Genomic DNA, 12,017 nt, shown 5'->3' with positions numbered 1-12,017 from the left:
TTGTGTTTTGATGTTAATTTTAGATAAATTGATCCAGCAATGTTTTTAGTGAACAATTGCTATAACTAATAGTTACTCTGTTTTATCTTTAAACTCACACAAGTCTTCAATGATACACGCGCCACATTTAGGTTTTCTGGCCACGCAAATATAACGACCGTGCAGTATTAACCAGTGGTGCACGTCTACTTTAAATTCTTTTGGGACGACTTTTAAGAGCTTTTGTTCGACGTCATCAACGGTTTTACCCATTGCAAGCTTAGTGCGGTTTGAAACACGGTATATATGCGTGTCTACGGCGATAGTCGGCCAGCCAAAGTATAAGGAAGGTAGATGTTATTTCTAAATGTTTAATATGCTTACATTCGAATATTTGCCCACAATATATTGAAAGAGTGAATTCTAAAAGGTAGAGATATTGTTTCGTTAAAGTGTTCGGGGGTATTTTCGCTAATGTATAATTTTTTCTAGCATCAAAGCGTGAGTTCTGAGAATTCCTTCCAAATTTCATTCGATATTGGGCCAAGCATTTTCGATTTGTTTTTTATTAAATATAATGGAAACGTACTTGAACTATCTTTATCTGCGACGTTAATTTCCTGTAAGGTTCCCGAAGCTAATTGATTTGAAATTAAGTGCTTAGGCAACATTCCCCAACCTAGGCTATGGGATATGAGTTTAAGCTTTGCTTCAAAGCTATTTACGTACCAGCGCTGTTGTCCTGTCTGTGTGTTGAAATAATTGTCTTGCGTTATTTTACCTGTGTCTTTCACTATAATCTGATTTTCATTGACAAGAGCTTCTATTGAATCCATTGGTTGATATTTTTCTAGCATCTGTGGTGTTGCTACGTTAATCAATTCACCTTCTGCGATCTGTTTTGAAAAAAGTTCGCTAGACTTGGCTAAGTAATCAATTGGTGCGCCAGTAAGCGCTAATTGGGCTTTACCTTCCGCCACAAGTTGTAAAGCGCCTGAAACATATTCTTGAGTGATAGATAGTTGAGTCAAAGGGAATCGTTTTCTCATCTGTTCAAATACCGGAAATAACGCTTCAATAGGGAATGCTGCTTCTATAGCAATAACAATTTTTGCTTCATTTCCTCGATTTAGATGATTTGCATATTGTTCAATCAACGATACTTCTCGAAGGGCTTTAAGTGCCATTTGAAATGTTGTTTTACCCGCGTTAGTTAACCTCAATCGATAGCTATCTCTTGTGAATAGTTCTAATCCCAGTTGTGTTTCTAACTGTTTAAGTGAATGGCTTAACGCAGGTTGTGTTTTGTTTAATTTACTTGCCGCAGCTCTTAGTGACTTTTCTTCTGCAATTGCTCTCAAGACTTTTAATTGTTCTATTGTAATCATGATAAAAAATATGAATCAAGTTTATAAGATAATATCAATATATATTAACTTGATAATAAATTATAGTCTACGAAATGAAATTGATAATCTTGAGAGAAAGCGATGAAAAAAATGTTACTTTGGGTGCCACTTGTACTACTTGGTTTGGTAATGATTTTGGCTGGTGGAGCAAAACTAGCCGGTTTACCAGAGTTACACGATAGTTTCGCAAAAATGGGGTTGCCCGAGTGGTTTGGATACTTTATTGGGTTAGCTGAGTTACTCGCTGGTATTGCGATGTTTGTGCGCAAGTGGACAGCATTGGCTGCAACTGGATTGATTCCAGTAATGATTGGGGCCACATATTATCATATTGCTTATGAAGTTCCTTCAGCAGTACCATCAGTTATATTTATCGGATTGGCTGTTTACGCGATTTTTATTCGTAAGAAAGATGCGATTTGGTATCCGGTATAACCTACAAAACCGTAATTTATACGCAAAAATAAAATGTATTTGTTTCTTAAACTTGTCGCGTTAGGCACAACACTATGCGTCTAATGCGGTTAATACACATAATGGTGGAAAATTTATCGAAGAATGGCAGTTTAGTGCTTTAAAAGCAAACGATTAGCTAATCTTCCATTAAAGTTATATTTGTAAAGTCAATAATACTTTTAGCCCTTAAGTTGAATAGGGCAATATTCATTTTACTGAATATCCCATTTGTATTTCTTAAGGTACTCATCAATAAAGTCAATAAAAGCTCTTACTGTTGGTGCTAAAAATTTACGTGATGAATACAGAGCATAAATATTCATATCGTTGGGCTTCCACTCAGGTAATACCTGAACTAAATCTCCTTGTTGAATCATTTTATTTGCCATATAAGTAGGTTGTAAAGAAAGGCCTGTGCCGCATAAAGTAGCTTCAAGTAAGGCTGTTGCTTCATTTGCACTTAATCGACCATTAACGCTAATCGACTTATGTATTGTGCCGCGAGTCAAATGCCATACTTGATTTTCAAAATTGGTATAACCGAGACAATGATGATGACTGAGATCTTCTGGTTTTTTTATAGCAGGCATCCTTGCTAAATAGCTTTCATGGGCAACAATAACAGAACGGCACAGCGCAATTGGTTTGCCTATTAGCGATGCATCAGGATTAGAAGCAATGCGGATAGCTAAATCTATGCGACTTTTAACTAAATCACTGGTGGTATCTTGCAAGTCAATTTCAATACTGATTTTGGGGTGTAATATCATAAACTCGCTAATAGCCGCCATTAGCTGTGTATGAGCGAAAGATACACTGGTTGCAATTTTAATTGAGCCTGTTAATACATCGTTAGGTTTAACGTTGGCAATTAACCGTTGACCGTCATCAATCCATAACTCCAAATCTGAAAGGCATTGTTCACCTAAGGTAGTTAACGTTACTTTTCGGGTGGTTCTATGCAGTAAACGTACACCAAACCAGCTTTCTAATGCCTCTACATATCTTGTGACCATGGGTCTGGACATCGATAGTCTATCTGCTGTTGCGGTAAAGCTCCCCGATCGAGTGACATCAATAAACACTTCAGCAGCGGTAATTCTATCCATATATATGCACGTATAATGAAACAATGATGCTTAGTATTTGGCGTTTATCTGTTCAAGTCAATTATTTATGATCGCTTCATCTTAAAATGATTAATGATTTAAACAAGGATAAAACATGAATAAAATTCTACTTCTACTTACCACGCTCTTTCTTGCCTCTTTAGTTTATGCCGCAAACGATGCACCGCTATCGTTAAAGGTATATAACGCGAGTAGCAATAGTTTTCATGTCAACTCTACTTTGGTTTATGGTGATACTGAAGCCGCGGTGATTGATGCAGGTTTTACCAAAGCAGATGCATTAAGAATCGCTGCTAATGTTTTAGATTCAGGTAAAAAATTAACAACTATTTTTATCAGTCAGGCAGATCCTGATTATTATTTTGGTGCTGAAACGCTACAAAAACTTTTTCCTGAAGCAAAAATTATTGCAACGTCATCAGTAAAAAAAGTGATTGAAAAGAAAGTGGCTGGGAAAGTTGCTTATTGGGGGCCTAAAATGGGCAAAAACGCTCCTGAAAATGTACTAATACCGAATGCTTATGAAAAATTATCCTTTTCTGTTGATGGACATGCTATTGAAATTAAAGATTCTACTGGTTTGTTAGCACATAGACCATATTTATGGATTCCGTCTATAGAGGCCATTGTAGGTGATATTGCTGTGTTTGGCGGTGTGCATGTGTGGACGGCTGATGTTCAAGATAAAGCTCAGTGGGACGCTTGGTTATTGCAACTCGTTGAAATGAAGGAATTGTCTCCAAAGATTGTTGTGCCTGGTCATATGAAAAAAGGCACAAAGCTTGATGCGAGTAACCTAAAGTATACAAGCACTTATTTAACCAATTTTGAACAAGCAAAAGAGAATAGCGCTGACTCTGAGAGCCTAATCAATAAAATGAATGTACTTTATCCTGACGCTCAGTTTCCTTTATCGTTAAATATTGGCGCTAAAGTTCATAAAGGTGAATTGAAATGGTAACGGTACATTACTTTTTTGACCCTATGTGTGGGTGGTGCTATGGCGCTACTCCTCTTGCGGAAATACTGCATGTTGCACCAAATATAAATTTGGTGTTGCACGCAGGCGGAATGATACGAAGACGAGAAATGGATGAAGGTTTTCGAACAATGGCTCAAGGTTTTGATAAAAAAATAGCCTTAACGACAGGGCAACTGTTTTCGAAAGACTATCATAATCGATTAAGCAGCAATAAAACGATTATTCTTGATTCATACATCACTGCCCAAGCGGTAAGCGTTATGGAGCAACTTTGTGGAAGGGGCTTTGATATATTGAAAGCTATTCAACAAGCACACTACCAGCTCGCAAGGGATGTCAGTGACCTTAGTTGTCTAACATCTATCGCTAGACAACTAGGTATTAAAGAAAGTGAATGGTTAAGTTTAATGAGGCTAAAGGAGAAACACATTGATGATGATATTCAACAAAACCAGTATTTGATGAATCAATGGGGTCTGAGCGGATTCCCTTCCTTTGTTACAGAAAAAGAAGGCAGTTTAGCCTTACTACCTCATGAAAATTACTACCAAGCCCATAGCCAGTTTAAATCCTTAATTGAACAACTGTAGTTTAGGTGAGTAAAACGGAGAAGTTAAATGAATATTAAAATAGTTATCACTTTTGTTTTTCAGTGCTTATGTAAAAACAAAGACTTATTTATCTGATAAAAAACAATTTATTAAAGAGGAGAATGTTCAAATGATATCAAATTTAGATATTATTAATAGCACATATGAAGGTGAAACTGCAGAAGAAAATGGAAAAAGTTTACAGAAGTATTTGTCAAAGAATATTACGTGGAAAGAAGCTGATGGTTTTCCTCTCGCTGGTGTTTATATAGGGTTTGAGGAGATTTCGAAGAAAGTTTTTAAGCGGCTATCAACGGAATGGACCGATTTTCGATTCGTTGTTGAACGTTATGTGGCTGCTGACAATCGTGTTTTTGCGTATGGCACTTACTATGGTACGTACAATGAAACAGGACGTACGTTTAACGCTAGAGTTGCCCATTTATGGACACTAGAAAACAATAAAATCCTTAGTTTCGAGCAATTTGTTGATAGTGTGCCTGTAATGGCAACTATGCAATAGTCTTCATTATTTCATTTTATAAGATGCATCAGGCTTAAACTAACACCACAAATGAGCAGAAATTTTTGGCTGTTATTGCCTTAAATATGCTCATGAACTTGCAAAAGCTTAATGTTTTTTTTGGGTTATGAGCAGACTACGACTTAGTCTGTTTTATCTTTAAACTCACACAAATCTTCAATAATACATGCGCCACATTTAGGTTTACGGGCAACACAGGTATAACGACCGTGAAGAATTAACCAGTGGTGAACGTCGACCTTAAACTCAGCAGGGACAACTTTAAGCAGTTTGTTTTCCACTTCAACCACGTTTTTACCCATGGCAAATTTAGTGCGGTTTGATACACGGTCTATGTGGGTGTCCACCGCTATTGTAGGCCAGCCGAAGGATAATCAAAGTAGAGCATTAGTCAGTTCTGTTTTGCACGTAAATCAGCCCATCTGCCTCATGACGAGAAAAACGGTCACCCAATCGCCATTACATTAGATTCTGAAAAACGTATCGTGTTAGGCGCATGACTTTGACACAGTGAACAAGAAGTAGTCGCTTAGGCTAGTCGATAGCCTAAATTTCGCTTATATTTCGATATTTAATTAATTTCCTCTATGCTAGATTAAGATGAATTTATAAATACGTTTGTACTAGTCAAAAATTATATAATAAAAGAAAAAGGGATTTTTAATGCTTTTGCGGAAATTTATAAAACATGTGAAAGCGGAAAATTGGTTCGCTGTTTTCCTTGATTTTTCGGTCGTTGTAATTGGTATTTTTGTAGCATTGCAAGTTACAGAATGGAAAGATAATAACGACTTAAATCAACTTGCGACTAAATCGCTTGAGAAAGCAAAAGCAGAAGCGATTGAAAATAATAAACTATTTTCTTTTTACATCGAATCTGCCGAGGCTCGAGAAATGCTATTTATTGAAAATATGCAGAATCTGTTAAAGTGTGATGCTAACAATGACAGTCAGATGATATTTAACGAAACACTCGACACCTTTGCGTATAACTTTTCTTTGAATTTGAATACGGTTGCCTTGGAGCAGCTATACACCCAGTCTTTTTATCCTCTTTATGAAGATACCTTTATTATCCTACTCAATCAATATTCAGCTATTAGTAAGCAATATAGTTTGGATATTAGCGATAACTCTAGGGTATCTTGGAATACTTGGCCATTTGACAAATCCCCCTATTTTGTAGAGAAGACACAAACTAACGATTCCCTTTATTTTTTTCGATACAAGATTAGCGGGCGTTTTCAAGACGTTTGTAAAAATCAGCAATATATTAATGACATTCATCATCAGCAGTTACTGCGAGCATCTAACTTTGATATGTATAAAGAGTTACAAAAACGCACAGAAAAATTTATCACTATAATTGAAAAACAAATCGATTTTATCAACGGTGAGCAATAGCCATCAGCCTAGAGTTTCTTTGTTATGCTCTTTAGACTTTTCGCTTTTGTTTGAAGTAGTCTTTCAAGGGGCAACACCTCATTCAGATTCTCGTTCAAAGCAGTCTAAACGTTACTCTGATTTATCTTTAAACTCGCACAAGCCTTCAATCAAACAGGCAGCACATTTAGGTTTTCTGGCCACGCAAATATAACGTCCGTGCAATATTAACCAGTGATGAACGTCTACTTTAAATTCCGCAGGGACGACTTTTAAGAGCTTTTGTTCGACGTCATCAACGGTTTTACCCATGGCAAGCTTAGTGCGGTTGGAAACACGATTAATATGCGTGTCTACCGCTATAGTAGGCCAACTAAAGAATAAGGAAAGTAGATTAAAGTTCAGCTTCTGGCCATTCTTCTTTGGTCAGAATTTGATTCGCGATTAATAGCTCTCTTCGCTTGTTAATTTCTTGTTTGAGTTCGTCACGGATCAGCCGAATAGCAGGTGAAATCAACTGACGGCTGGGTAGAACTAGCCACATTTCAGTTAATGGGATTTTATAATCCGGCATCAACCTTTGCAGTTTTCCCGAAAGCAAATCTAAACTCACATCTATCGCTGATTTTTTAGCAATCCCCACACCGTCAATACACCAACGCCTAACAATATCACCGTCATTTACCGCACGATTACTGCTCATTTTAACTTTGTATTTCTGTTCTTTGTAATAAAACTCCCAACGATCGTGCACGACTTCATATAGTTTGTAGAGTAACGCATTGTGTTGAGGGAGTTCGTCGGGAGTTAGTGGCTGACCGTGCCTTGCGATATAATTAGGCGCGGCACATATTAGATGAGGAATATTACAAATTTTAAAACCATACAAATTTAGCTCTTTGGCTGCCTCTTTGGTAATTGCCCGTAAGGCCACATCTACTCCGTCGCGGTAAAAATCGGCGCGACTATCACTGGCATGCAAGCGCAAAGTTACGGCACTTTGTTTATCCAAAATATTGTTAAGCAATACACGCATTAGGTTACGGCCCATTTCTGAAGATACCGCCATACGTACTTCACCACAAATAGATTTTTGCTCTTCGTTAATTAACACCTGCCCTTGTTGCAATAAATCTAATGCTTGCTGACAAAGCGGCAAGTAACGCTCGCCTTCTGGCGTTAGACGTAATTGCCTTGTTGTGCGCACAAATAGCTGGGCACCTAACTCTTGCTCAATACGCTTAAGCGATACGCTAGCGGCAGATGAGCTCATATCTAATTTGTTGGCCGCTGCGGTAATAGAAAGAAGCTCAGCAACCTTTAGCAATACTTGTAAATCAGCAATTTTCATTTAATCCCCTTAGGTTGGAGTCTGTGACCAAGCTTAGAACATAAATCTATTATCCACGTTTTAGCGAAAGTGTATTGAACATTCGCTCATTTATCGAATGAATTTTAAGGTATAGAGTAACTGTATACTCAACTAACGCAGGTTTTCAAATGAAAAGATCTTTAAAAGTAGCTAGCTTGGCCTTGGCAGCAACACTGATGTCATCGTCAGCTTTTGCCGTTGATAAAGCTTCTAAAGTAGTGGCGGCAAGTGATATAAAATGGGGGTATCTAAATCCACTCCGTGGTGACAAAAGCCCTGGTGCAGCAGACCTTTGGGGAGATCGCACTGCGGACACCGCCACTGGTATGTTAGTCCGTTTCAAAAAAGGCTTCGAGTCTCCGCCACATATTCACAACATTAGTTATCGCGGAATTGTGATTGAAGGATTAATGCATAATGACGATCCAAACGCTGAAAAAATGTGGATGCCAGAAGGTTCATTTTGGACTCAGCCGGCAGGCGAAAAGCATACCACTGCGGCTAATAACGTAACTAACTTAATTTACCTTGAAATTGATTCAGGCCCCTACTTAGTTAAACCTTCAAAGGAAAAATTTGATAATGGCGAACGTCCTTTAAACTTACATCGAGACAATATTGTCTGGTTAAACGACAACGATCTAAATGATATTAATGTTGATGGTGTGCAATTTACTTATGTTTGGGGAAGCACCGCAAAGATAAGCGGTTCAATGATTAAACTACCAGTAGGCTTTAAAGGCGAGATTAGCACAAATGCAACAGAGTTTCGGGCAGTAGTGATCAACGGTTCTGTGGAATACAATTCAAAAGAGCAAGTGAAACCACAATACCTAAGTGCAGGTAGTTATTTAGAATCGAAGGGGGAATTTACACATGGCATTGAAAACAAAGGAAAAATAGACACTACGATTTACATTAGAACAGATAGCAAGTACCAAGTTAATTAGCGTTATTTATTGATGAGAATGGCAAGCGTTTAATTGGCTTCTTTTATACAACTAGCCATATTTGTATAAAAGAAGCCGTTAGTTGCCCTAAAACTTAATCTACAGACTGAAAACTTTTCAAAAAAGAGAGTTACTCAGTCTTGTCTTTAAACTCACACAAGTCTTCAATAATACACGCGCCACATTTAGGTTTACGGGCAACACAGGTATAACGACCATGTAAAATCAGCCAATGGTGAACGTCTACTTTAAATTCGGCCGGCACCACTTTAAGTAGTTTTTGCTCAACTTCTACCACGTTTTTACCCATGGCAAATTTAGTACGGTTTGAGACGCGGTCAATATGGGTGTCGACCGCTATAGTCGGCCAGCCAAACGCGGTATTTAGTACAACATTAGCGGTTTTACGGCCTACACCTGGTAGGGCTTCTAAAGCTTCACGATTTTCTGGAACTTCGCCGCCATGCAAATCGACTAACATTTGACAGGTTTTAATAGTGTTAACTGCTTTGGTATTAAATAAGCCGATGGTTTTAATGTAAGATTTTAAACCGTCGAGCCCTAAGTCAAGAATGGCCTGTGGTGTGTTGGCAACAGGATACAGTTTAGCCGTAGCTTTATTAACACCCACATCAGTTGCTTGTGCGGATAATAATACCGCAATCAATAATTCGAACGGTGAACTAAAATTTAATTCAGTCGTTGGGTGAGGATTATTATCGCGTAATCGGGTTAATATTTCTAAGCGTTTCTGTTTATTCATTTTATTATCTGTGCAATTAAACGGTGTTTAGCTGTGCTTCAATTTTTGGAGATTAACTGTCAAAGTTAACTCGAACACGCTCTATTTCTACATTTGCTTTTTTGGGGGCTTTTTCAGCTAATTTAGCATCAATTTTATTTTTAGCGGCAATTAAAAAACCCATCGCGATAAATGCGCCAGGAGGTAATATTGCCAATAAAAATTGATTATCTAGTTGAAAAACTTCAACACGTAAAACACTTGCCCATTCGCCGAGTAATAAGTCGGCACCGTCAAAAAGGGTGCCTTGACCTAATATTTCGCGAATACCACCTAATACAATTAGCACTAATAAAAAACCTAAGCCCATCATAAAGCCATCAAAACTTGCTTGTTTTAAAGGGTTTTTAGAAGCATAAGCCTCTGCACGACCAATGATGGCGCAATTAGTAACGATAAGCGGTAGAAAAATACCTAAAGATTGATAAAGTCCGTATGTGAAAGCATTCATCAATAATTGAACACAAGTAACAAAAGCCGCGATAATTAAAACGAAAATAGGAATGCGTATTTCTTTTGGCACCCATTGTTGAATCGCTGAAACGGTGGCGTTTGAGCAAATTAATACAAACATGGTTGCAAGACCTAAGCCTAAGGCGTTGGTTACTGTTGATGTAACCGCAAGCAAAGGACATAAACCTAACAGTTGTACTAAGCCTGGGTTATTCTTCCAAAGCCCTTGCCAGGTGAGTTCTTTGTATTCATCTGATAGTTTCATGGCTTATTTGATCTCGGCATTTTCTGAACAATTAGGTGCGGTATTAAAGAGTTCAGCTTTATGTTGATTAAAATAATTTGTGGTTCTTTTTACGGCATTAACAACTGCTCGCGGCGTAATCGTAGCGCCAGTAAATTGGTCAAACATGCCGCCATCTTTCGCGACAGCCCAGCGATGATCATTTTCATCAAGGATTTTTTTACCGTTAAAACTTAAAATCCACTGACTTTTTCGTAATTCTACTTTATCACCTAAGCCTGGCGTTTCTTGATGTTTTATTGCTCTAACTCCACTAAGTGTTCCATCAAAGTTAATAGCAACTAATAGAAAGATATTACCATTATAGCCATCTGGAGCTGTGGTGGTGATGGCGGCAGCAACAGGGCTATTGTTGTTGGTTGCTAAATAGGCTTTTTGTGGTAATTCACCTAATTGTTCATCTTCAAGAATAATGCATGTTTGACTAATAGAATTATCATGACTGCTCGGTTCAATAATACTCGATAACGTTGAAATAAGCTGTTGTTGTTCTTGTTCTATAATTTTGTCTTGTGTTAAGAAATTGACAAAAGCAATCAACGCTGTGCAGGCAACAGCAAAAAGTGCGAGTAACTGGGCGTTTTTTTCAATGGTTTTTCGCATCATATTTCCTATTTATGCCCGTAAGTGCGTGGTCGAGTGTACTGATCGATTAATGGTGCTGACATATTACATAGTAAAACGGCAAAGGCGACTGCATCTGGGTAACCGCCAAATTTACGGATGATAAACACTAAGAAGCCTGCTAAAGCACCGAAAATAATACGACCTTTAATACTCGTTGCGCCTGATACAGGGTCAGTTAGAATGAAAAATGCGCCCAACATACATGCGCCATTAAACCAGTGGAATAAAGTGGAAGCGTTACTGTCTGGGCTTATTAAGAAAGCAATAAATGAACAAACAAATAAGCTACCTAAAAAGCTTAAAGGCGTTACTAACGGGATCGCTTTTTTAAACAGTAAAAAAACACCGCCGATCAAAAAAGCTAAATTTAGCGATTGCCAACCGATACCTACATATTCACCAATTACAATATTGTTCATACTTTCTGTGATAGTTAAACCTAAGGTTAAATTGGTTTTTACAGTATCTAATGGCGTTGCCATTGTATGGCCGTCAATATGAGTACGTAATTGTTCAACTGAATAACCATCATAAGTAAAGTTAGTAAAAATAACCGATAACGTGTTGATAAAATCTAACGGAACAGACATTAATTCAAGAGGCGGTTGCCACGAGGTCATTTGCACAGGAAAAGAAATTAATAGCATGACGTATCCAGCCATTGCCGGGTTAAACGGGTTTAAACCTATTCCTCCATAGAGTTGCTTCACAATTGCAATGGCAAAGATACTGCCGATAACAGAAATCCACCATGGCGCAAGAGCCGGTAAACTTATTCCTAATAAAACTGCGGTTAAAATTGCACTGCCGTCAAAGAGTTGTTCACTGACTTTTTTTTCTCTTAAAGATAATACCGTAAATTCAGTTAGCAAAGCTGTCGCAATTGCTAAGCTAATATGGATGATATTACCCCAACCAAAAAAATACCATTGGGTGAGAATGCCTGGAATTGTCGCATATATTACCAAACGCATTAATGCTGACGTTTTACTTTGCAGGTGGTTATGGGGTGAACTTGCAATCCAATAGGCCATTT

At 37.8% G+C, this 12,017-nt stretch carries 13 protein-coding genes and 3 pseudogenes; 6 read left to right on the top strand and 10 right to left on the bottom strand.

Annotated features, from left to right (window positions below):
* Positions 1-72: 72 nt before the first annotated feature.
* A pseudogene (locus Q4493_RS10600) lies at positions 73-318 on the bottom strand (endonuclease III); the annotation flags it as partial.
* A 155-nt stretch (positions 319-473) separates the two neighbouring features.
* The gene (locus Q4493_RS10595; protein ID WP_303452369.1) at positions 474-1,367 is read right to left on the bottom strand and encodes a LysR family transcriptional regulator; all 894 of its coding nucleotides are present in this window, start codon (positions 1,365-1,367) and stop codon (positions 474-476) included.
* A gap of 102 nt (positions 1,368-1,469) precedes the next feature.
* Between Q4493_RS10595 and Q4493_RS10590 the strand changes: the two genes are divergently transcribed.
* Entirely contained in the window at positions 1,470-1,823 is a 354-nt protein-coding gene (locus Q4493_RS10590; protein WP_303452367.1) for a DoxX family protein, read from the top strand.
* Positions 1,824-2,056: 233 nt separating this feature from the next.
* On the opposite strand, the gene Q4493_RS10585 is transcribed toward Q4493_RS10590, so the two are convergent.
* The gene (locus tag Q4493_RS10585; protein ID WP_303452366.1) at positions 2,057-2,953 is read right to left on the bottom strand and encodes a LysR family transcriptional regulator; all 897 of its coding nucleotides are present in this window, start codon (positions 2,951-2,953) and stop codon (positions 2,057-2,059) included.
* Positions 2,954-3,068: 115 nt separating this feature from the next.
* On the opposite strand from Q4493_RS10585, the gene Q4493_RS10580 reads away from it, so the two are divergent.
* The 3 genes from Q4493_RS10580 (at position 3,069) to Q4493_RS10570 (ending at position 5,069) form a co-directional block, all read left to right on the top strand.
* A complete protein-coding gene (locus Q4493_RS10580; protein WP_303452364.1) occupies positions 3,069-3,935 on the top strand; it encodes an MBL fold metallo-hydrolase in 867 nt (288 codons plus the stop codon).
* Positions 3,929-4,546: a DsbA family protein gene (locus Q4493_RS10575; RefSeq protein ID WP_303452362.1), complete on the top strand. Its 618-nt coding sequence runs from the start codon at positions 3,929-3,931 to the stop codon at positions 4,544-4,546. The genes Q4493_RS10580 and Q4493_RS10575 overlap by 7 nt, the downstream gene beginning before the upstream one ends.
* A 130-nt stretch (positions 4,547-4,676) precedes the next feature.
* On the top strand, positions 4,677-5,069 hold the full coding sequence (locus Q4493_RS10570; RefSeq protein WP_303452360.1) for a nuclear transport factor 2 family protein: 393 nt from the start codon (positions 4,677-4,679) through the stop codon (positions 5,067-5,069).
* 143 nt (positions 5,070-5,212) lie between these two features.
* Here Q4493_RS10570 and Q4493_RS10565 read toward each other — a convergent pair.
* Positions 5,213-5,461: pseudogene (locus Q4493_RS10565) on the bottom strand (endonuclease III); the annotation flags it as partial.
* A 292-nt stretch (positions 5,462-5,753) separates the two neighbouring features.
* On the opposite strand from Q4493_RS10565, the gene Q4493_RS10560 reads away from it, so the two are divergent.
* Complete coding sequence (locus tag Q4493_RS10560; RefSeq protein ID WP_303452357.1) at positions 5,754-6,494, top strand: hypothetical protein; 741 nt, start codon at positions 5,754-5,756, stop codon at positions 6,492-6,494.
* 111 nt (positions 6,495-6,605) lie between these two features.
* On the opposite strand, the pseudogene Q4493_RS10555 reads toward Q4493_RS10560, so the two are convergent.
* Together Q4493_RS10555 and Q4493_RS10550 are read right to left on the bottom strand one after the other, a co-directional pair.
* Positions 6,606-6,866 (bottom strand): annotated as a pseudogene (locus Q4493_RS10555) (endonuclease III); the annotation flags it as partial.
* A gap of 1 nt (position 6,867) precedes the next feature.
* Positions 6,868-7,824, bottom strand: coding sequence for a LysR family transcriptional regulator (locus Q4493_RS10550; protein WP_303452355.1), 957 nt, complete (start codon positions 7,822-7,824; stop codon positions 6,868-6,870).
* Positions 7,825-7,973: 149 nt separating this feature from the next.
* Here Q4493_RS10550 and Q4493_RS10545 point away from each other — a divergent pair, with 149 nt between their 5' ends.
* On the top strand, positions 7,974-8,795 hold the full coding sequence (locus Q4493_RS10545; RefSeq protein ID WP_303452354.1) for a DUF4437 domain-containing protein: 822 nt from the start codon (positions 7,974-7,976) through the stop codon (positions 8,793-8,795).
* Between the two features lie 130 nt (positions 8,796-8,925).
* Here Q4493_RS10545 and nth read toward each other — a convergent pair whose 3' ends face one another.
* The 4 genes from nth to rsxD are packed head-to-tail and all read right to left on the bottom strand — an operon-like array spanning position 8,926 to position 12,015.
* Complete coding sequence (gene nth, locus Q4493_RS10540) at positions 8,926-9,558, bottom strand: endonuclease III (protein WP_303452352.1); 633 nt, start codon at positions 9,556-9,558, stop codon at positions 8,926-8,928.
* Positions 9,559-9,610: 52 nt separating this feature from the next.
* Positions 9,611-10,315 carry an electron transport complex subunit E gene (locus tag Q4493_RS10535; protein WP_303452350.1) on the bottom strand — a complete coding sequence of 235 codons (705 nt, stop codon included), beginning with the start codon at positions 10,313-10,315 and terminating at the stop codon, positions 9,611-9,613.
* Positions 10,316-10,318: 3 nt separating this feature from the next.
* The gene (gene rsxG / locus Q4493_RS10530) at positions 10,319-10,957 is read right to left on the bottom strand and encodes an electron transport complex subunit RsxG (protein ID WP_303452348.1); all 639 of its coding nucleotides are present in this window, start codon (positions 10,955-10,957) and stop codon (positions 10,319-10,321) included.
* A gap of 8 nt (positions 10,958-10,965) precedes the next feature.
* Positions 10,966-12,015 (bottom strand): electron transport complex subunit RsxD, encoded by a 1,050-nt coding sequence (gene rsxD, locus Q4493_RS10525; RefSeq protein ID WP_303452345.1) that lies wholly within the window; start codon positions 12,013-12,015, stop codon positions 10,966-10,968.
* Positions 12,016-12,017 lie beyond the last annotated feature (2 nt).

This window comes from Colwellia sp. 1_MG-2023 (assembly GCF_030546755.1).
Lineage (GTDB): Bacteria > Pseudomonadota > Gammaproteobacteria > Enterobacterales > Alteromonadaceae > Thalassotalea_H.
This window is presented reverse-complemented; position numbering and strand designations above follow the sequence as displayed.